Annotated in this window: 18 protein-coding genes and 1 pseudogene; 3 read left to right on the forward strand and 16 right to left on the reverse strand. The window is 39.3% G+C overall.

The window, feature by feature from the left end:
- Nucleotides 1-295: 295 nt before the first annotated feature.
- Nucleotides 296-952 carry a DUF6266 family protein gene (locus tag BLR27_RS17100; protein ID WP_143007779.1) on the reverse strand — a complete coding sequence of 219 codons (657 nt, stop codon included), beginning with the start codon at nt 950-952 and terminating at the stop codon, nt 296-298.
- A gap of 1596 nt (nt 953-2548) precedes the next feature.
- A complete protein-coding gene (locus BLR27_RS17105; RefSeq protein ID WP_090706923.1) occupies nt 2549-3997 on the reverse strand; it encodes a Gfo/Idh/MocA family protein in 1449 nt (482 codons plus the stop codon).
- 457 nt (nt 3998-4454) lie between these two features.
- On the opposite strand from BLR27_RS17105, the gene BLR27_RS17110 reads away from it, so the two are divergent.
- From BLR27_RS17110 to BLR27_RS17120, 3 genes are all read left to right on the forward strand, one after another.
- The gene (locus BLR27_RS17110; RefSeq protein ID WP_090706924.1) at nt 4455-4757 is read left to right on the forward strand and encodes a GIY-YIG nuclease family protein; all 303 of its coding nucleotides are present in this window, start codon (nt 4455-4457) and stop codon (nt 4755-4757) included.
- Between the two features lie 281 nt (nt 4758-5038).
- A complete protein-coding gene (locus BLR27_RS17115) occupies nt 5039-6175 on the forward strand; it encodes an acyltransferase family protein (protein ID WP_090706926.1) in 1137 nt (378 codons plus the stop codon).
- Between the two features lie 179 nt (nt 6176-6354).
- Entirely contained in the window at nt 6355-6630 is a 276-nt protein-coding gene (locus BLR27_RS17120) for a hypothetical protein (RefSeq protein WP_090706928.1), read from the forward strand.
- A 195-nt stretch (nt 6631-6825) separates the two neighbouring features.
- Here BLR27_RS17120 and BLR27_RS17125 read toward each other — a convergent pair whose 3' ends face one another.
- The 14 genes and pseudogenes from BLR27_RS17125 to upp all read right to left on the reverse strand — a co-directional run bounded on the left by BLR27_RS17125 (nt 6826) and on the right by upp (nt 21661).
- The gene (locus tag BLR27_RS17125; protein WP_090706930.1) at nt 6826-7650 is read right to left on the reverse strand and encodes a KilA-N domain-containing protein; all 825 of its coding nucleotides are present in this window, start codon (nt 7648-7650) and stop codon (nt 6826-6828) included.
- Nucleotides 7651-7968: 318 nt separating this feature from the next.
- Nucleotides 7969-9261, reverse strand: a complete 1293-nt coding sequence (locus BLR27_RS17130) for a dienelactone hydrolase family protein (RefSeq protein WP_176767741.1) — start codon at nt 9259-9261, stop codon at nt 7969-7971.
- 402 nt (nt 9262-9663) lie between these two features.
- Complete coding sequence (gene rfbA / locus BLR27_RS17135) at nt 9664-10524, reverse strand: glucose-1-phosphate thymidylyltransferase RfbA (protein WP_090706932.1); 861 nt, start codon at nt 10522-10524, stop codon at nt 9664-9666.
- Nucleotides 10525-10722: 198 nt separating this feature from the next.
- On the reverse strand, nt 10723-11280 hold the full coding sequence (locus tag BLR27_RS17140; RefSeq protein ID WP_090706934.1) for a DUF3109 family protein: 558 nt from the start codon (nt 11278-11280) through the stop codon (nt 10723-10725).
- 6 nt (nt 11281-11286) lie between these two features.
- Complete coding sequence (locus BLR27_RS17145) at nt 11287-12060, reverse strand: DUF3108 domain-containing protein (protein ID WP_090706935.1); 774 nt, start codon at nt 12058-12060, stop codon at nt 11287-11289.
- A 191-nt stretch (nt 12061-12251) separates the two neighbouring features.
- Nucleotides 12252-12758, reverse strand: a pseudogene (locus BLR27_RS17150) (DUF2480 family protein); the annotation flags it as partial.
- Between the two features lie 114 nt (nt 12759-12872).
- Nucleotides 12873-14975, reverse strand: coding sequence for a SurA N-terminal domain-containing protein (locus BLR27_RS18890; protein ID WP_322787834.1), 2103 nt, complete (start codon nt 14973-14975; stop codon nt 12873-12875).
- A 688-nt stretch (nt 14976-15663) separates the two neighbouring features.
- Nucleotides 15664-16227, reverse strand: coding sequence for an LPS export ABC transporter periplasmic protein LptC (gene lptC / locus BLR27_RS17160; protein WP_090706940.1), 564 nt, complete (start codon nt 16225-16227; stop codon nt 15664-15666).
- Between the two features lie 3 nt (nt 16228-16230).
- Nucleotides 16231-17544 (reverse strand): porin family protein, encoded by a 1314-nt coding sequence (locus BLR27_RS17165; RefSeq protein WP_090706941.1) that lies wholly within the window; start codon nt 17542-17544, stop codon nt 16231-16233.
- Nucleotides 17519-18256, reverse strand: a complete 738-nt coding sequence (locus BLR27_RS17170) for a type III pantothenate kinase (RefSeq protein ID WP_090706943.1) — start codon at nt 18254-18256, stop codon at nt 17519-17521. The genes BLR27_RS17165 and BLR27_RS17170 overlap by 26 nt, the downstream gene beginning before the upstream one ends.
- A gap of 226 nt (nt 18257-18482) precedes the next feature.
- A complete protein-coding gene (locus BLR27_RS17175) occupies nt 18483-19463 on the reverse strand; it encodes a DUF6427 family protein (protein WP_090706944.1) in 981 nt (326 codons plus the stop codon).
- A gap of 257 nt (nt 19464-19720) precedes the next feature.
- Entirely contained in the window at nt 19721-20245 is a 525-nt protein-coding gene (locus BLR27_RS17180; RefSeq protein ID WP_090706946.1) for a DinB family protein, read from the reverse strand.
- Nucleotides 20242-20934: a YjjG family noncanonical pyrimidine nucleotidase gene (locus BLR27_RS17185; RefSeq protein ID WP_090706947.1), complete on the reverse strand. Its 693-nt coding sequence runs from the start codon at nt 20932-20934 to the stop codon at nt 20242-20244. The genes BLR27_RS17180 and BLR27_RS17185 overlap by 4 nt, the downstream gene beginning before the upstream one ends.
- A gap of 82 nt (nt 20935-21016) precedes the next feature.
- Nucleotides 21017-21661, reverse strand: a complete 645-nt coding sequence (gene upp, locus BLR27_RS17190) for a uracil phosphoribosyltransferase (RefSeq protein ID WP_090706949.1) — start codon at nt 21659-21661, stop codon at nt 21017-21019.
- Nucleotides 21662-22175: the final 514 nt, after the last annotated feature.

Raw genomic sequence — 22175 nt, forward strand, 5'->3', positions numbered from 1 at the left:
AAGTCTTGGAAAACTAGAAATGACGAAAGTTCACCCTGCCTTTTATTTAAACGTTATTCACAAAGATTTTAGTTTATTAACACCCCCCGGACCCCCCATTTCAACAATAGTAATAGCTAATAAATATTCTTTCATTGACCAAAGGAAATGACGAGATTTTATGGGATTATTATTGCTGCCTTTAATTAGCAGCCTATATCCTAACCAAAAATCACTAAACAACTAACAAACTAGAGTGAGGCATTTTTAGCAGACAACTGATAACAGACAACTGACAACAGACCCTTAAAGGGTTTTAAAAAACCACTATTCCGGCATAAGTACTATTCGCAATACTCTGCCTGTCGTCTGCGATAAAAGAAATCCAGGTATGCACCTCCAGACCTGGTTTTGACCATCCAATATTTAATACTTCCCTGCCTGCAGAACGTCTTGCACCACTCATCACAAACCGTATAACATTAAATTGGGAATTGTAAGCAAGCAGCATTACCTGGTCAATTTCCCGTAATCCGGTATGTTCCGGGTTTGGGACTTCGTTTGAATTGTCTCTCCAGGAAAAGACCAATTCATTTCCATTTGTTTCGACAGCAACATCTGCAGCACCGGGCAAATTGCCAGAACTGACACGGACAGCGGAATAATTGATCTCCCCGTTTTCGTCAAAGGCGTTCAGCATGTTCCATGATTTGGCAGAATTGTGAGCAGTATTACCCTTGCGTTTTGCCTCCAGGTTAAACCCGATACGGATAAAAGGCAGGATCGGTCCAAGAAAATACTGCATTTTAGAAAATTTCGAGCGGCAGATGTTCTGATCAACCGATCCTTTTTTATTTTTTGGGGATAACCTGGGTAAGCCCCTCATTACCCATTTGCCATGCTGGCAATATCCTACTACGCTGCCTGCTTTACCAATGAAGCCCCCATTTATACCACCTGTTATAATAGCCATAATGTTTCCTAAAGGTCTGATTAACATAAAGATAATAAAGAGACCGTATATGATACAAATTTTATTTATAGATAATTCAGGGCTTAGACATAGTTTAGTCGGATACGATTGTCATAAGTCCGAACAAAGTCCGAACAAAGTGCGACTAAACTCCGAATAACATAGCCACTTGGTATTAGCTTGATATAGATTTGGCAGCGTAGAAATCTGTTGCAATGAATTGGCTTTTAAATTAAAAAAAAACTGCCCCCAGCATTAGATTTTTCCAACTCTCAATTGTACCTTTCAATCAAAATTTAGCTTAAAAAGCACACGCCACAGGCGATGCGCTAGCATAATGAAATGACGAGCTTTTATGGGATTATTATATCAACAGCCTAAATCCTAACCAAAAATCACTAACCAACTAACTGATTATACAATAATTCCACCCCCTCCAGCGCTATAGGCTCCACTCCCCCCGCCAGCGGTGGACAGCAAATCGGATAATAAAATTTCGTTTAGGTATAGGTAATTTAATCTTTAAGCACGATTTTCATAGGCGCCCAGTGTCCACCGCCGGTCCGAAGGACTACATTGGAGCGGGGGAATTAAAGGGGGTGGTTCTTGAATAGTTTTGTCCTAAAATGGGTTTAGATAATAACCATACCATTAACCAACAGATTTCTCCATGCTGTGATTGATACTGCAAACAGAAAATTTGAATCGCATTTACGAAATGACAAGGTTTTAGGGAATAATTAGTGCCTTAACTAATTAGCAGCCTTAGTCCTAACCATCTAACCACTAATTACTAACCACCTAATTACTAACTAATTATACAATAATGCCACCCCCATCCAGCGCTAATGGCTCCACTCCCCCCGCCAGCGGTGGACAGCAAATCGGACAATAAAATTTCGTTTAGGTATAGGTAATTTAATCTTTAAGCACGATTTTCATAGGCGCCCAGTGTCCACCGCCGGTCCGAAGGACTACATTGGAGCGGGGGAATTAAAGGGGGTGGTTCTTGAATAGTTTTGTCCTAAAATGGGTTTAGATAATAACCATACCATTAACCAACAGATTTCTCCATGCTGTGATTGATACTGCAAACAGAAAATTTGAATCGCATTTACGAAATGACAAGGTTTTAGGGAATAATTAGTGCCTTAACTAATTAGCAGCCTTAGTCCTAACCATCTAACCACTAATTACTAACCACCTAATTACTAACTAATTATACAATAATGCCACCCCCATCCAGCGCTAATGGCTCCACTCCCCCCGCCAGCGGTGGACAGCAAATCGGATAAGAAAATTTCGTTTAGGTATAGGTAATTTAATTTTTAAGCACGATTTTCATAGGCGCCCAGTGTCCCCCGCCGGTCCGAAGGACTACATTGGAGCGGGGGAATTAAAGGGGGTGGTTCTTGAATAGTTTTGTCCTAAAATGGGTTTACATCATAACCTTACCCCTAACTAACAGATTTCTCTATGCTGTGATTAATATACACTGAGCAAAGATTAAGGAGCAAGGAACAAAGAAATTTTGTATTCATTTACAAATTGCACATCCTGACAACCGATAACTGATAACTGATAACTGACAACCCATCACAACTTCACCTCCGTATTCCCACCCCTCGACATTGAAATATCCACCGGCACATTGGTTTTCCAGGCTCCTCTGGTAAAATCAGGAACGTCAACAGAATTGGATCGGTTATTTACAGACCATTCACTCAATGGAAAAATTGAACTCCAGAGTGCTGCATCATACACATCCTGTTCAACAGGTAATCCATTTCTGAGGCAGTCGATATTACGCCAGTCCATAAGAAAGTCCATCCCACCATGCCCTCCAACCTGCTTTGCCAGCTCACCCACCTTTTTTACGATAGCAGGTTCATATTTCTTTTCCAGTATTTTAAAATCTGCTTCAGAGATCCAACCTTCATGACTTGTGGAAATTTTGCCCGGTAAAGGATATTTCTGTGCTGTACCCTTTGTCCCGCTTAACAAATGAATTCTCGAATAAGGTCTTGGTGAGGTTACATCATGCTGCAGCATAATGGTTTTACCTTTGCTGGTCCGGATAGTAGTGGTATTCATATTTCCATTGAAAGGCTTTCCTACAAATTGCTTGTACAGGTCATCAGTGGCCGCAAGTTTCTTAGCCATTTCGCCCATCATAAAATCATTTGTTGAAACTGAAACCAGGTAATCCATTTTGTCGCCCCGATTAATATTCATCACCTGACTAACTGGTCCCAGGCCATGGGTAGGATATAAATTACCCTTCCTGCTAGCATCCATTCTGAGTCGCCAGAAGTCATAGTATTTATCTTTAGAGAAATCACCAGACAAAAGATCGTGAATATAAGCCCCTTCAGCATGAACAATTTCTCCGAAGAAACCCTGTCTTGCCATATTCAAAGTGAGCAACTCGAAGAAATCATAGCAGCAATTTTCCAATATCATACAATGCTTCCGGTTCCTTTCAGAACTTTCTACCAGTTGCCAGCACTCCTCGATTGAGGTAGCTGCAGGAACTTCTGTACAAACATGTTTCCCGTGATCCATAGCATAAACAGCCATTGGTGTATGTAATGCCCATGGAGTTGCAATATAGATCAGATCAATATCATCACGCTCGCATACTTTTTTCCAGGCTTCAGCATTTCCAGTGACCAGGGCAGGTTTCTGTCCAGAACCTTCAATTCGTTTTAGAGCAGCATTGGCCTTTTCAGGGCGTAAATCACAGATAACTTTGATCTCAACTCCGCCTATTTTACTCATCCTGCCCACAGCAGCTGAACCACGGTTACCGGTACCTATAAAAGCTATACGAACTGTCTCTAATTTTGGAGCAGCATACCCTGACATATTGAAATTCTGAGGACGATTCAAATAAGCTGATGAATCTATATTTTCATTCCTGGGTGCTGCGTTTGTCAACCGATAACTATCGGTTCCGGCGAAGGCTGGAACGGCGAGAGCTGTTGTCATTCCGGCGAAAGCCGGAAGGGCTATCTTAATAAAGTCTCTGCGGTTATTTTTCATGAGGTTCTGTTGTTAATTGAACATGAGGAGAAATTTAAGAAGAATTTTGCTTGATTGTACAGAAGAGGTTGAATAAAATATATTCGTGTGAATATTTGTATTTTAAAATAAGCTATATCACGGTTTAGCCTTGTTTCTCTACATTTCAGTTAAGAGTCCGGTTAGGCTATTTGGGTATGATGCTGTGTGGAATATTTTAAGAGGTTCAATCCTTCGTGTGAACCGATAGTTATCGGTTGAAAAATCATGATGGAGATTTGAGGAGATTCCAGCCTTGGAATGACATGCGTTGTTTAGGGTTGTAGGTTCCAGCCTCCGCTGGAATGACAAGCTTTAGAGGGGAGTAGTGGAGATTCCAGCCTCCGCTGGAATCGCAATGCGGAACCGTATAATAAATGATGCGGTCCTATTACTCATTTATTTTCTTTAGGTATTTAGGGGATTGCAATTTTGAGGGATGAAGGAATATTTTGTTTACATGCTTGCTAATAAATATCATAGCGTTTTGTATATCGGTTTTACAAACAATATCCGTAGAAGAGTATATGAGCATAAAAGAAAGCTCGTTTATGGATTCACCAGTAAATACAATTGCAATATTCTTGTGTGGTATGAAGTATTTGCTGATGTGAACTTAGCTATCGCCAGGGAAAAACAACTAAAGGTCTGGCAACGATCCTGGAAAAATAATTTAATTGAAAAACATAACCCCGACTGGCATGATCTTGCAGCGGATTGGTTCGTTAAATTAGGTAAGTAACCAGAACCGATTCCAGCGGAGGCTGGAATCTCCTCACTTCCCTCCAGATTTGTCATTCCAGCGGAGGCTGGAACCTCCCTCACGATTTGTCATTTCGCGGAGTCTGGAACCTCTCCCACGATTTATCAACCGATAACTATCGGTTCCAGCCTGAACCTCCCAATCCTTTAATAATCTCATTCTCTCCTCGGCAGCAGCAGAACAACCTAAATATTAATTAATTTGTATATTTTTCAGGTAAAGTATTGTATTTTAATATTAAAATAGCCCTCACCTAAGAAATGAAAATACAAAATCAAACAAACCCTCACCCTGCAGTCACTAAACCCCAACGACTACTCTCCATCGACGCACTTCGCGGTTTTGACATGCTTCTGATCGCAGGCGGTGGTACATTTCTGGTATTACTGGAGAATAAAACCGGGTTAGCTTGGGTAGACTGGATAGCTGAACAATTAAAACATCCGGCCTGGAATGGTTTTACTTTTTACGACTTCATATTCCCACTCTTTCTGTTCATTGCAGGTGTTTCCATTCCTTTCTCGCTTATAAAAGGCATTGAAAAAGGGCTCAGCAAATCTGAACTGTATAAAAAAGCATTCCGAAGAATGTTGCTTCTAATCGTTTTGGGGATCCTGGATAAAAATCAACCCGTCACTTTTTTTGAACCTTCTCAGATTCGGGTGGCAAGTGTGCTTGGCAGAATTGGGGTGGCGGGATTTCTGGCTACTCTCTTATATCTAAATTTTTCATGGAAAAACCGAATAATCTGGGTTGCCGGAATTTTATTAACTTATTATGCTGTACTCTTCCTTATTCCTGTTCCGGGCTTTGGCGCTGGAAATCTCACTATGGAAGGAAATTTGGTCGGTTGGTTTGACAGGCATTTTCTTCCCGGAAGACTTCTGCAAAAAACATATGATGAAAACGGCCTCCTGACTCAGTTTCCCGCTCTTTGTCTTACAGTTTTGGGATCTCTTGCAGGCGATATGCTAAGAACAAGCTGGAAAGACGGCAAGAAATTGTCATATCTATTACTGGCAGGTATTGCAGGAATAGTTATAGGACTTATCTGGAGTCTTCATTTCCCTATTAATAAACACCTCTGGACCAGTTCATTTATTCTTCTTACATCCGGAATGGCATTTATTTTCTTAGGCCTCTTTTATTATATCATTGATATGTTAAAATACCAGAGATGGGCCTTCTTTTTCCAGGTTATAGGTATGAATTCATTAACAATTTACCTTGCTTACCATTTTATTGATTTTGCTCATACATCACATATTCTTTTCGCCGGATTATATGCTCCGGTACCGGAACCCTTTCATAATGCACTTGAAGCGCTCGGCGGACTTGCACTGGTATGGTTAATGATGTATTTTTTGTACAGGAAAAAGATATTTATAAAGATTTAAATTACATAAGCACACGCGAAACGCGTGCGCTAACGGTGAGGGAAATCGTGAAACCTGTAAACTTATTTCAGTATTAGTCAAATTTTCCTAGACGCTCAGTGTCCACCGCCGGCGGGGGAATTAAAGGGGGTGGTTCTTTTTTCGAGCACGCGCTGCGCAAGCACTGATATTTCTTTCTTTTGAAGGCCAAAAGAAACAAAAGCCCATTTTTTCCCACTCTCAAGGAGTCCTTTGGACAAGGCAGCCGGCGCAGACCAGCCGCACACAAAAAGCAAAACACGGGCTGCGTTTTACTGAAGGGTAAAACAATGCCCTTCCCATTCTCACATAGCCCCTTTTTTGCTTTTGATTTACTGCTGCTGGGGGGAAAAGGCATGACGCCTAAAATCCCGTTTCAATTTATAGCAAGATTAAAAGAAATTAATTTGCCTAAAAAAAGATTAAAATCAATCTAAAACAATTGTCATCCCGAATCCTGCCCTTCAGCAGGAGAGGGACCTTCGTGAAACCAAGAACAAATTTGACTTTAAGGATAAAAATAGAAGCGTATTTATTTTTATAAACGAGTCGAAATACTCCTTTTTATTGAACATCCGTAGACGCTGCGCTTAGAAATCGGACAGGAAAAAAGATTTTAAGTCCTATGGTGTTTATTTCAATCGTTTCAATTGTTTATTGGCCAGCAATGAGCTCATTTGAGTGATGGCGATGGTGTTTAATTGTTCGAGGCGTACATTTTGTTGCAATCCCTGATGTATTAATATGGCATTGATGCTTTCCATATTGGATAAGACCACCAATTGTTCAATACTTGCCATATCCCGGATATTGCCTTCAGCTTTGGGATTGACTTCTCTCCATTGCCTTGCGGTCATTCCAAACAAAGCCATATTCAGCATATCGGCTTCATCGGCATACACAAAGTTTATTTTATCTTTTGCAAGCGCTTGCGGTATCAGATTTTGTTTAATGGCATCGGTATGGATATGGTAATTTACTTTAGCTAAAGTTCGCTGCAGGTTCCAGTCCAATTTTAGACGGTCGCTTTCATCGGCTTTGAGGCGCTGAAATTCTTTTATAAAATAGAATTTGAATTCGGCACTTATCCATGTAGCAAATTCAAAAGCAATATCACGATGTGCAAAAGTACCACCGTATCTTCCTGATTTTGAAATTATGCCTTTAGCATTTGTAGAGTCAATCCATTTTTGAGGTGTAAGTGAAAAACTGTTTGACCCTGACTCATTTTTAAAGGCATCGAATTCGATGCTTTTAAAATCGAGATTATACATTTGCTCCCAAAGTCCACAAAACTCAATCGCACTTCTGGTTCGCATCCAGTTTTGAATGATATAGTTTGTTCTTTCAGTATCCCGGTAACGTGCCATATCGGTAAGTGAAATGTAATCACTCATTTCACCTTGAAAAATAGCAATTTCCGTTCCTTTGACTTCTATTTTCTTGTTTTTTGCCATATCAATAAGTTAAATTCAGTTGGATTTTAGGAAAGTGGGGGCAATAGTTTCAGTCCTGAAAATACAACAACAATATACCATATTTCAAGGTCAGGAATTTATTCTGAATCAATGATTTTTTGGTTTTCGATCAGTAAAATTTATTTACAATGTGGAGTCAGGGGACTCTTTTTTATTGACCATTGGAGACACTGCGCTAAACTTTACGGATAGGGAAGGAACGCGCGAAACGCGAGCACCAGAGAAGTTCCGCCCTACACAGCCTTCCCATTTGCTAATTTTCTCATTTGCTAATTTGCTAATTCTCTCATCGACAAATTAACTTTTCAACCACTGATCAAACCAATCAAATGCCTCGGTTTGCATCTTACTATCAAACTTATGCGGCCCCGGATGGAAGGAGCATTTGTATTTATCTGTGGCATTTGCCTTTTTGTAAACTTCAGCCAATATTTTATCTGCAGCCTCCATTTCTGGGAGCGTATAGAGTCCGTCATGAGTATCATTCAGCACCAGGGTTGGAAGCGGTGCTCTCAGTCCCAGAATTTCAGGAAAATCCATTTCCTTTGGAAGGATAGGAACATAGGTCATCCAGGTATGGGTAAATGATTTATGAAGAATGAAATCTTTCCAGGTGGTAAGGAATCCTACACATACTGCACATTTGATCCTCGGATCGAGCCCGCCCATAAAAACTGTCCTCATTCCACCTCCCGACAAGCCGCCACAACCAACTTTTGTTGCATCAACATCTTTGCGGGCGCACAATACGTCAAGTGCTTTCTGATCTTCCGCAAAAAATACCCCCGGCCAGGTTGTCCCTGCACTAAACAAAGATTTGGCCATTGTATGTTCATGTGCAGCAGCCCAAGTATTGTAGGCCTTTATATTCGCAGAATCTTCGGGGTTTTGATCGTTTAAGCCATTCCTTTGATCAGCCGGAACATCCTGAAGCATCACTCTGCGGCTTGCAAAAGGAAATGCATCTGAAACTAACACCACATAGCCACGTTTAGCAATTTCATTTGCCCATGCTAAGCCACTGTAGTACTCCTTTTGATGAGATACAATATCAGGATGCTGCTTATCAGATGTTTTGGTGATTTTTCTGGTTCCAAAGTATTTATTTGCTCCATGATCATGAAAGGCAAGAATAGCAGGTAATGCACCTTTAGCATTTTGAGGTTTCAATAAAATTGCCTCAGTAGTACGACCGTAAGGTAAAGACCAGCTTAATTCTTCGATATGTAATCCGTCATATGTAAATTGCTTCCTGACGGTAACTTTTGGGGTACCGCCAATATCAGGTATACCCAAACGATCCTGAACGCGCTCCTTTGCCGCCACCCTCCACTTTTCAATATCCTGCCATTTCGTGTTCCTGAAAGAGTAATCAGGGATCTTATTTTCAGTTATTGAATAGGCCCATGATCCATATAAACCAATGATACTTTGTTTACTTACATCCATATTTTCTTCTGTCGCTACCGGAACCTTTGAAACCTGACCGGAATCATTGCAAGCTGAAAGGCTGCTGATCACACTTACTCCTGCCACACCAATCCCTGCCATTCCGGCGATTTTTAGAAAATCTCTGCGGTTGTTTTTCATGTTTATATTTTTTTGGGACACAATCGGTTTTTAATAATTTATTTAATCAAAATCATACAACAAGATAAGTGATTTTTTAAAAAGAGTGCAATGGAGGAAAGATTTTTATGGAAATGTTGTTTATCAGGATTTTGGCGAAGGTACCACCCCCTTTAATTCCCCCGCCAGCGGTGGACACTGGGAGTCTAGGGAATTTTGATGTAAACTAAAAATCCAATATTGAATGCAATTTCTTTATCCGTTATGCTGTCCACCGCTGGCGGGGGGAGTGTTGGCTTGAGCGCCGGAAGGGGGTGGTTTTGATTGCTATTTAAACCTATTTTAGGAAAAAGTAATTAGTCATGTAATCTAAAATTACAATTTTAAAGGTAATTTCCATACCAGATAGAAAGCCTAATTAATCTACCTCGTCAATCCCAAAAGATACTCCCCATAACCACTTTTCCTGAGCGGTTCAGCGATTTTTCTTAGTTGCTCCTTATTAATAAATTTCATTTGATAGGCAATCTCTTCAATACAACCGATCTTTAAACCTTGTCTTTCTTCAATAACCTGAACAAACTGACCAGCCTGCATTAGTGAGCTGAATGTCCCGGTATCAAGCCATGCCGTTCCGCGGCTTAATACACCTACCTTAAGCTTATTCTGTCTTAAATATTCACGGTTCACATCTGTTATTTCATATTCTCCGCGCGGTGATGGCTGTATATTTTTTGCTATATCAACAACTGAATTATTATAGAAATATAAACCTGGCACTGCATAATTAGATTTCGGCTTCAGCGGCTTTTCCTCGATGGATAAAGCATTAAAATCCTTATCAAACTCTACTACACCATAGCGTTCAGGATCAGAAACCTGGTAGGCAAATACAACACCTCCCTCAGGGTTTTGTATAGATGGCAATAGATTACTGATGGAATCGCCATGAAAAATATTGTCGCCAAGTATAAGAGCCACATCATCATTCCCAATAAATTCCTCTCCAATCACAAAAGCCTGTGCCAGCCCATTTGGGATAGCCTGTTCTGCATAGGAGAAGTTACAACCTATTCTTGACCCATCACCCAGCAGTTTTTCAAAATTTGGAAGATCGTGTGGTGTAGAAATGATCAGAATATCTTTGATACCAGCCTGCATGAGGGTAGATAAAGGATAATAGATCATCGGCTTATCGTAAACCGGCATGAGTTGCTTGCTGACAGCGAGAGTAAGCGGATGAAGCCTCGTCCCCGAGCCTCCTGCGAGTATGATTCCTTTCATTAGGGAAAGTTAAAAGTAGTAAGTATTAAGTTATAAGTCCTAAGTTGTACGTTATAGGTTGTAAAATCTCGATTGCTATTATTTATTACTGTACTAATCTGAACCGAATGAAACTTTATTCAGGCGCGAAGAAGATTCTTCGTAATTAGACATCACTCCCATTTGCTAATTTACTCATTTCCTAATTTACTAATTATCTCATTTGGCTTTTTCAACAAGCTCATTATACCAGTCAGCTCCATATTTCCTGATAAGTGGCTCCTTTAGGAACTGATAAACCGGAACTTTTAATTCATTTCCAAAACTGCATGCCGGACTACAGATATTCCATCGGTCATAATGAAGAACCTCGAACTCCGGATAATTAGTAATTCTAATGGGATATAAATGACAAGAAATTGGTTTCTTCCATCCTATTTTCCCTTCTTCATAAGCTTTCTCAATGGAACACTTACTAATACCATTCTCCATAATGACATAAGCACACTCTTTATTAGTGTCAACACAGGGTGTGGTATAATCGCCTTCAAAGTCCTTGACATAGGTGCCAAATTCTTCAATCACTGCAATCCCCTTTTCGGTCATATAAGGTTTAACACTGGGATATATTTCATCAAGAATAGCAAGCTCCGACCGTTCCAGAGGTGCACCGGAATCACCTTCAATACAACATATCCCCTTACATTTATTCAGGTTGCAAACAAAATTTTCACTTACTATATCCTCGTGAACCAGGGTATTCTTTACTTCAATCATAATTTATTATTTAGCCGTTCCCATGGAATATTTCAGTCCTTCGGCAGACATTAACTCAAGTGTAACAGACCCAACAAGTATTTCTACATGAGCCTTAACCGGAATACGGTTTGCATCGTCCGTGATCCAAAGATATAATTTACTATTCTTTCTGAATATTCTTCCAGGCTGTATCGATGGGCTGAACTTGATACATCGTATATATCCCAGAGAAGTTTTAACTACCTCTTTTCCAATATACTGCACCTCCATTTTGCTAATTCCGTCATCCAGAAAATAATCCATACTAAATTTATCTCCCACCTGAAGCTTCGAAATATTCAGGTTGCGTGCGAAGTAATAAGCTGATACAACATCAAATGTCTGTCCATTACCTTTAAATGTACCTTTATTGGAAACAACCTTTTTTTCATCCTGGTAAAAGCGTGCCTTATCACTGCGGCGATAATTTGCTTCACGAATATTCTCTGTATAAAGGTATGGACTCATAGTCTCCTGGTCAACATAGGAATCATACCGATTTCTGACTTTATAGAAAACATTAAATGACCCTGCTGTCCGCCCTTCTGCTATCAGATGATAAACTGGCTTATTATCGAATATTGCAGTGGTTTCTTCCACTCTTATGGATGCTTCAGCAGCGGTAATAAAACCATAACGAAGCCTGTATTGAAGCTTTTCACCAACTTTAAATACTGGCTCACCATTACTCTTAAGTCCCTGCGCGAATGCAGACGAACCCGTTAATAACAGAAAAATAATTAATAATTTTCTTAGCATATTTTTTCAATAAAGGCCGGTCTTTCCGACAACAATTCCTTTATATCAATAGTCATTCCGTAATTAATTATCGTCACTCCGAACTTCTATAAGTGTCATTCCGGACTTGATCCGGAATCATTCCGGGCTTGCCCCATGTCATTCCGGGCTTGATCCGTGTCATTCCGGACTTGATCCGGAATTGATCCGGAACGCTTAAAAATAGGAACCGTTGAACAGGGTTCACCGTACATGATACTTTTAGCAACAGCAGACAATTTTACCGTAATATCAATATAGGCAGCATCAGGAACGGCAATTTCACCGCATCCTTTAACCACCACCCGCTGATCACGGTATTTTTCCATGTCCATTTTGCTCAATTCACGTTCAAAAAGAATCGTCTCAAGTAATTTAAGGTCCCCAAAGACTACAGTTTTAGCAAACGGAGCCATCTTGTTAGCCAGAAGCATATAGGCCCATGTTGGTACAATTGCATCAGCTGAGCAACCTATGGCAATATGCTTGCCTGAATAGGATTCCCAGTTATGCCCTTTAATAAATTCTCTAAAATCTTTCTCTCTGAGCATTAGGCCATGAAAGAGATTATCCTTTATATCGTAAAAATAGCGTTCACCGGCAGGATAAAGGTCTGAAAGATCAAGGCTCACAAGGCCGCTCTGGGCTACCTTATTAATAATATTTTCCTGAATGTCCATTTACTTGAATTAAAGATTATTGAACTGTCCGGTCCAGAATTATGATACCGGCTAAAACAAAAAATCCGGAAGCGATAGAATCACTTCCGGATGTAAAGTTAATGAAATAAGGTGTTAAAAGAATTTTACGCGGTTGTCTTTAATATCTGAATTATCGCGTAAAACTTTATATGCTTCACCTGAAGCACGTTGCTGAATGCTCTGAGCAACCTGAACCTTTTGTTTAAAGGCATTGGTGAGGGGTGCAGGGTTACTAAAACCATTTACCACAAAAACATAAACTCCCTGATCACCTTCGATAGGTTTTGATAATTTACCTGGCTGTGACCCAAAAATGGTACCAACCAATTTATTCTCCTGTGAAAGTCCGGGAATAACAGGATTTGCAAATACAATATTCTGCACAGGTGTTACCGGCTTACCAGCCTTTTGAGCAACCTGCTCAATAGAAGTTGAGCCTGTAACTGCTTTGTTCATGTTCTCTAAAAGTAAACGTGCCTTGGCGCGTTTAATAACCATTGGCTCAATTTGCTTCTTAACCTGATCTAAAGGCAATGTGCCTTTTTCAAATACATCAACAACCTTTGCCACAGCAAATTTATTGCCCATTTCAAATACCTGATTTGAAACATCACCCTTATCCGATCCAAAAACCCATCTGATCATTTCACGGGAATTATCCAAACCTTCAACAGCAGCCTGGGTAGGTATTACATTTTCCGCTAATTGTTTAGTATATCCTGATTTCTTGGATTCTTCATCAAATGCCTTATCATTCTTTGCCGCAGCAAGGAAAGATGTTGCTTTTGCATATGCTTCCTGCTGAGTTTTATTACTTGTTGATAATGATTTATCAACCAACGCTACTTTTACAACCTTTGAAGAACCAATTTGTGCATTGATCTTAATTACATGAACTCCAAACTGAGTTGTTATCACTTTCAAATCACCAGTCTGCCCGTTGAATACAGCTTCCTCAAAAGCAGGAACCATCGAACCTCTTGCAAACGTACCAAGATCACCTCCAGTATCTTTGGAAGCATCGGTTCCAAATTTAGCGGCTAATTCGGTAAAGCTGGCTCCACCTGAAATTAAATTCCTTATTGAATCAGCTTTTGATTTTGCTTTGTCGATACCACCTTCAGCAGCAGGATTAATTAATATATGACTTGCCTTTACTGAGTCGGGACCAACCTTAACATCAATAACTTTAGCCATTTTATAGGATCCATTTGTGAATATCGGACCAATAAAAGTTCCACTTGAAGCCTTAAATACTAATGAGTCTAAAGCCGGATCTAATTGTCCTCTTCGAACATAGTTAACCGGCAATTTTGTTTCAGAGTTTATACTAACAAATAAAGAGTCGTTTGTTGAAGTTCTAAAATCTGCTGCAATTTTTTGAACTGCTGCTATCACTTCAGCTGAATCAGCTTTTGAAGGATTTGCATCAAATACTATGTATTCAAAAGATCTGCTTTCAGATGGATTCTTGAAACGAAACTTATTCTCATTATAATAGTCACTGTAATCCTGATCAGTAATTTTAGCCTGATTATCAGGAACTGAATTATAATCAAGATTTACATAACTGAAATTTGCCAATTTATTACGCTGGCTATAATCTTCTCTTGCTTCAAGAGTGGTCACATAAATACTGTTCTTAATCAGATTAGTATATTTCTGCGCCATTTTACCTTCACGAATATTTAACAGGAAGGCGGTCCATTGCTGGCTCACCGGACTGTCGCTTGGCTGAGTCTTAACATTATCCAGGAAAGAATTTAGCTGCATTCTGTTTAACTGACCCGTTTTAGGATCACCAAAGTTTTGGATGATCTGTGGATCAGGATTTTTTCCTGTAACTAAATCATTCAGTTCATTCTTGCTAACCTGTAAACCTAATCGATTCATCTCTTTCTTCATCAGAAGCTTAGACACGAATTGATTCCAGGTATTTTCAACTATATAGGATGTCATCTGTGGATCCAGATTACTCTGACCCATTTGTTGCTTAAAGTTATTCGTGTTCAGTTCTACCTGCTCATTAAATTCCAGGATTGGAATTGCTTCACCATCAACTTCGCCAACTTCTGTTTGATCAGCATGCAGAAATGATCCGCCCATTTGTACCGCATCGCTTACTAAGAAAGCAATAATTGCAAAACCAATAGCCCCAACGATGATTATCCCTGCACGGTTCCGCAAAAAACTCATTATTCCCATATCCGTATTTTTTATACTAATTTTAAAAGAGGGCGCAAGATACAAATTTTGAAAAATAAACAAGAGAAAATTAGAGAATCAGAAAATTAACAATTTTGATAATGAGCAGATTATAAAACTGAGCTTGTTTTCAGGTAAAAATTTCTTTGAATTGTATAACAAATAAAGGGTAAAAGGGTTTGGAATGGTGGGTGGATAGACAAGTCATGAACAAAAGGTAGATATTCTAGGATTTATCGGGTTAGTAAACCTATTGACTCAATATCCAAGGTTACTCACCTCCTGAAGGGCAGGTTCCTAGAAACCAATTGCTTTATAATTCAAGGTCAATTCAAGAACGGTAAACTCTTTTCAGGACGATACACAGTCAGAGCCACCCCCTTTTATTCCCCCGCCAGCGGTGGACACTGGGCGGACTGAAAAATTTGATATATCTAAAAATAGTAACCCATTAATGCAATTGCCTTATCCGACATGCTGTCCACCGCTGGCGGGGGGAGCGTTATGCCTTAACGCTGGCAGGGGGTGGTTTTAAGTTCTATTTCCTCCGATTAACCCCTAATTTTCTTCTGATTGGTGGTTTAACAAAACAGTTCTATAATTGCTTTCACAAAGATCTTTCACCCGCTAATGGGCCGGTTTCTTAGTTACTATTGCCTTCAATTTGAATAATTGAGAATTAAAACCCCTGCTCCCCGGTCAACCTCAGATCTCCGGTTGATTGTACAATCTCATAGTACGAAAAATCTTCATTGGCCCAGAAGCTGGTCCCATGCAACACATTATCTTTGGAAGTAATACTAACAAGTTTATTGGAAAAAAAGCGCTTTTTGGTTTCATCCCAGATCAGCTCATCCGATTTAAAAGTTTCCCCTTTGATATTGGTAACTACCACATTTCGTTTGAGTTCTACCCTATTTTCGCGTTCACGACGAATTGCATAATCTGATCTTACTCTGCTGGATTCCTGCTGATTTTGGTCGAAAAAGATCACAGTTACTCCCTTCCTCATTTCGATATAAGGTTTTTCAGTTTTGAAATTCAATAACTCGGGGGTGATCAGCTTGGCTTTAACGTGAGCGGAATCGCTGTAAATGATTTCAACACCTGTAGATTTATCAACCGGTACGATCAGTTTCTTTGCGGAAATCTTTTCGACTTCGCGCAGATTATTCTCACAAGCAAATTGCAGAACTATCCCAATAAAAAATACAGCACCGTATATGCAGCGCCGGACTTTCATATATTATTCAATATAGGTTTTCTGGAACCACTTATCATTGAGTGTGAAACCAAGATTTATGTTAACATAGCGGTCGCGAACCAGATCGTTTTTCTCAGTACCACGCTGCCCCAACTCAGCAGACAAGTTAATTTTGTAGAAACTGGATCTGTTACGAGGAAGTGGAAAACCAAATCCAAAAGTTACTGCATATTGGTTTATATCATTGTTGCCGATCTGAACAAAGGTCTTATCATACTTTATTCCAAACCTGTAATCAACTAATTTAAAATAGTTAGTTATCGCATTCGCATCTGGCGTTATTTGTCCGCCAACAACAATACCATAACTGTCATTTAATCCTGGATTTGAATTTCCTTCTCTGTAATCTGACCATCTGCTGTAGCTAACATCTGCACCTACTAACCATCCATTGGTTTTTTCGAATGCAAAACCAGCAGTATGCGTTAAAGGCATATTGATTTTATTTTTAGTCCCTTCAGCAAAGAAGGTACTATCTGCTGTAGCCAATTCATCACCAAGTACATCTTTTCTGTATCGGGTAGTAACTGTATTATTTCTGGAGTTTAAACTGCTTCCTGCATTTCCGGTATAACCAAAGATGAACTTAGTTTTATCATTGATCTCAGATGAGTATTGAAGTCCGTAATCATAACTTAATCCACCAACAGCATTACTGTATTGCGTACGGGAGTTAAAGACAGTGGTTAGTTCATTAGCAAATTCGAAAGCCCTGTTTTGTTTAAGGTTTCCGAAAAGGTATGCTAAATTAAATCCAAAGCTAAATTTCTTTCCAAGCTTAAAGCCATAGCCCATATAGGCTTTTGAAATACCGCCTTCACCTGAATAAATGTAATTTACCTTGTTGGTATCAACCAATCCTGCATTACTAAACTGGTATCCCAGGTCGGTGTATGGTACAAGTCCGAAGCTAATTGCTGAAAACCTGTTAACAGGTACTCCGAACGTGATATGGCTCAATGTTGAGTTTAACTGGTTCTTTCCGGAAATTCCGCTCTTGCTTAATTTACGAATATCCATAGAAGCACCCACGTCAAAGGTTGTCAGCTCAAGTGTTGAGTAAGATGCAGGATTTGCAAGGTTAATATTATCATATAAACCCGGCTTACGCACACCCTGACTCAATCCACCCATTGCCCTGTTCTGGGGCAGAAGAGAACCTTTCAGGTCGCCTAATCCAAACTGTGAATATGGGGAGCTTGAAGTAATTTGTGCAGTTGCAGGCAGAACCGTTGCAAACAGGAGACAGAAGAATATATTTTTAACTATTTTAATCATTTTGCTGGATAACTTCATTTAAACCAATTAGTACCAAATCGGGTTCGGTTTTTAAAGCGTGTGCAAAGATGCTATTTTTAAGCCTGTAATCAAAAAAAATCGAATCCCCACCACAGAGAACCACTTGTAATTCAGAATATTTTGAATTATAGATCTCAATAAACCCTTTAACCTCCTCAAAACTCCCATTCACTACTCCTGAAAGCATGGCAGACATTGTATCATAGCCTTGCCAGTCATTATATTCAATTAGCTCAACTTCCGGGAGCCTTCCGGTAAAATTATGCATAGCCTTAAGCCTCATTTTCAAGCCAGGTGATATACTCCCGCCTTCATAAACACCATCCTTATCAATAGCATCATAAGTGATACAGGTTCCGGCATCGATAACCAGACAATTCCTTTTAGGGAATAAAGACCTTGCCCCTAATATTCCTGCAAGACGGTCTAATCCCAAAGTTGCAGGACTTTTATAGTTGTTTACTATTCCTGTTTGTAGCAGGGCAGAAAACCGGATATAGTGTGTCTTCTCTTTTAGAAGATCCTCCAGACCTGTAATCTCATCATTTACGGATGAAATTATACTATGTGTTATTTCTGGGCTATTGAGAAATTGACTTAAAATAGTCGTATCCAGCTTCGGCACTTTCTCAGACCTAAGAAGCTTAGTCCCCTGAAAAACTGCAAGCTTGGTACGTGAATTACCAATATCAATAACCAGTTGTGCCATTAAGCATTTACAGAATTAACGGTAAAATCTGCATCAGGCAGATCATTACGTTTACGCAATAGTCGAACCGCATCATGCCTCATTACCTGTTTTAAAACATCCATTATGTCTTCAATACTTTATTTTCAGGTAAAATATGGATACAGAAATTTATGATACAAATCTATTCAAATTTTGAGATTGGCAGTCCTGAATTGTGTTAAAAAAGGTTAAAGCCTGATTTTTATCAGAATAACTGGAAATAAATTATTGAACCAAAAAGTATGAAATATAAACTCTCATATAACCAGCGGGTATTTGCATAAAGGAAGTAGTATGCCATCAGGGCCGCCGCCGGTGGGGCACATAGTAAGAAATGATATAAAACCAGGTTCTGCTTTAAGTAAAACGATGCAAGCCCAATTATAAACATAAAGAAAAGCAGCTGGAATGATTTCCGGAGTTGCACTACACTTCTGAAGAAGTTCTTCTGCAATTGAAAAAAACCGAGCACAAGAATGATCACTACGGGAATTAGAACCAAAGAATCATACAGATTGATTCGAAGATTCGTAGGAAATCTGGTTGCTAAGGGCAGCCATATTTCATAGAATTTATCAAGAGAATCGTTCCAAAAATAGAATACTGCCAAAAAGAAAAAGATGGTGATAAAACCTATTATTACTGCGATCCATTCTCTCCAGTTAAAGGGTCTGAAGATTATCAGACTGATCCACATCAGAGGCAACATCGAAATAAAAGGAAAATATATCAATGTACCTAAAGCTACAAGCATGCCCAGATCGAACATCACTGAGCTTACTTCAGCCCTTTTGTAGACACTTAAAAATTTTTCAATCATCCAAAGAATCAAAAAATTGCAGATCAAAGTTGGACTCAAAAGCAGAAAGGGTGCCAGCAAACTTCCGGCGGTTACGTAAAGCAAAGCTGGCAGGAAAGTTGGTTTTCCCAGAAGGCCATAGGAATTGATGATCCTATTAAATATTAATGCCTGAATGATTAAAATGGATAAGGCTACCAATATATTCGCTAATGGACTAAAGGCGCTTTCCAGCGGAATATCCAGTAATAACCTGGCAAATGGCTCCATGAATTCGAAACTGATCTGCTGAGGCATATCAATGAAAATTCCTATTCTCAGTAAAATAGCAATTCCAATCAGAAGAATGATGTTTAATGGGTTTATGCTTCTGAATTGCTGGATCATCTATTATTACCTTGTGCGTTTGGTTTGGCTAAATTCAAAGTTAGTACTTATAGCTGAAATTCAGAGCTACTATGTTTTGCTGAGAGCTAGTTTGCGATACGAGTTGGATGAGTGCTTATAGGATGATAAATACTCGTCTTTGTTTAAGTTTATTCCTCAATCTAACCAAACCTGAAGCAAAACTTCAAGCTTATATTTTGTATTTCAATGAGATATCTGCATGTCACGGCTTGTGGTTCATTTGTCTGAAAAATCCATCAAACTTTTCCAAGCTGCTTTTCAATTCGCTTTAGCTGCCTGGTATGATGAATAGTATGCACCTCAATAAACCTGAACCATTGCTTTGCATTCAGGAGTCCAAGACGGGGATGTTTAATTTTTTGGTGAGGATCTGCAGCATTAACCTGACGACTAATCTCCCCGAGACGCAATTTGAATTTTAGGATCAATGCTTTGGCCTCTTCCCTGCTAATTTTCTTAACCATCGATGCAATTCGCTTTGGCGCTTTGATCTTTCCGGGAGGAAATCTGCCGAAAAACAAAATTAACCAGGGAATCCAGTGGATCGGTTTTCTGCTTAGTTCACCATTCTGTTGAATACAATTGTCAATTGCCAGGAGAGATAGCAGGCCCGACTGAAAAATATGTGAATAGGTTTCAGAATAAGACCAGCTTCCATCAGAAGGACTCTGTGCAAAAGTTTCTTCTGAAACTCCGGCGAGAAGGGCCTCATAAACTGAAATAGTTTTAAGCAATGAATTATTTACTCGCTCTGCACTCATAAAATACCAATTAGTTCACTCAGGCAAATTATCTGATGTTCTACATCCTCAGGTTTTTCTTTTCCTTCAGGATTGAAATAGATCGCTTTCATCCCATAATCCTGAGCACCCCTGATATCAGCTTCAATGCTATCCCCAATCATGATACTTTCAGAAACATGAGCTTCTGCAAGGTTCAAAGCATGATCGAATATAGCTCTGTCTGGCTTGTTTACACCTACAACCTCAGAAATTATCACATTTTCAAAATACACATCCAGTCCGTTATTATTGATCTTCATTTCCGTTGATTCCTTAAAACCATTGGATATCACATGCAGTTTGTACTTATTTTTCAGATAGCTCAGGGTTTCGTGTGCCAGTGGAAATAAATTGGTTTTTGTAGGACAAATAGTTACATAATCATCTTCAAACTGGTGAGGGATATGCTCAGGTGAAATTCCCAGATCAGTAAATGTCTTGGCAAACCTGGTTTCACGCAGGACCTGCTTACTTATTTTACCTACATGATAATCTGCCCATAACTGGTGATTATTTATGGTATACGTTTCAATAAATCTATCAGCTGAGTGTAAACCTAAATCTTTTAGATTATACCTATGGTAGAGTTCATGCAGGGTTTCTTCTGCATTTCTATCAAAATCCCAAATAGTATGGTCCAGATCAAAAAACAGGTGGTTATAAAGCATTAAATAATGGCTAAGGTATTTAACACAAAAATAAGCTAATATTAGGCTAAGAGCTAAAAAATAATCTCAGAGAATTTAGAAACTACTCCTTCACTCCATAGGAAAGGTCTCCTGCATCACCCAATCCAGGGACGATGTATGATTTTGTGGTCAGCTCTTCATCAATTGCACCGATCCAGAGCTTTGCTTTCGGAAGATTTGCTTTTACATGCTCAATTCCAACCTTACTGGCAATGACACCTACAATATGAAGCTCTCTGATCTTGTATTTCTGTAATAACTCCTTACAGCAAAGAACCATACTTTCGCCCGTGGCTATCATTGGATCAGCAATGATCACGATCTTATCATCTAATGAGGGCGCAGAAATATATTCTATCTCAATAATAAAATTATGTCCTTTTGTAGTTTTACGGTAAGCTGAAATAAATGCAGAGTCGGCTTTGTCAAAATAGTTCAGCATCCCCTGATGCAGCGGTAATCCGGCTCTCAGAATTGTTGCCAGTACAGGTTGTTCCTTTAAGATCTCTATTTCTGAGGTCCCAAGGCTGGTTTCAAACTCAGTTTCAACATACTTAAACCCCTTACTGATTTCATAGGCAAATATTTCACCCAGACGTTCCATATTTCTGCGGAAGCGCATACTATCCTGTTGAATCTCCGAATCACGTAATTCTGCAATAAAATGATTCGCTACTGATCGTGTATCGTTGAGTATAAATGCCATAGTTAAATTTAGGAAATTATTTAAACAATTATTGTTTTATCGAACGGATGATAAGAGATTTTTCCTTCGGTTGGTGTTGTGAACTTGGTCGTCATTTCGATGCCTGCCTGCCGTTAGGCATGGAGGTACGAAGAGAAATCTTTTGAACAATGGCAGTATTGTGATTTAAATTCATTTAAGTATAAGACATCAATGAGTTTATTGAGGGATTTGAGAAGAACCACCCCCTTTAATTCCCCCGCCGGCGGTGGACACTGGGAGCATATAAAAAATCGTGCTTAAAATTAAATAATTTACACTTAAGCGAAATTTTCTTATCCGATTTGCTGTCCACCGCTGGCGGGGGGAGTGTTGGCTTGAGCGATGGAAGGGGGTGGTTTTTAACCTTAAATTTTTCGGTTATCTGTTATTCTCTTGTCAGAAAATTTCAATTTAGCAATCATCATTCTGACTCCTTTTAGTTGGTTGGTTAGGATTTAGGTTGCCAGTATTATAATTCCACAAAAGGTCGTCA

This window comes from Daejeonella rubra (genome assembly GCF_900103545.1).
GTDB classification, from domain to species: domain Bacteria; phylum Bacteroidota; class Bacteroidia; order Sphingobacteriales; family Sphingobacteriaceae; genus Daejeonella; species Daejeonella rubra.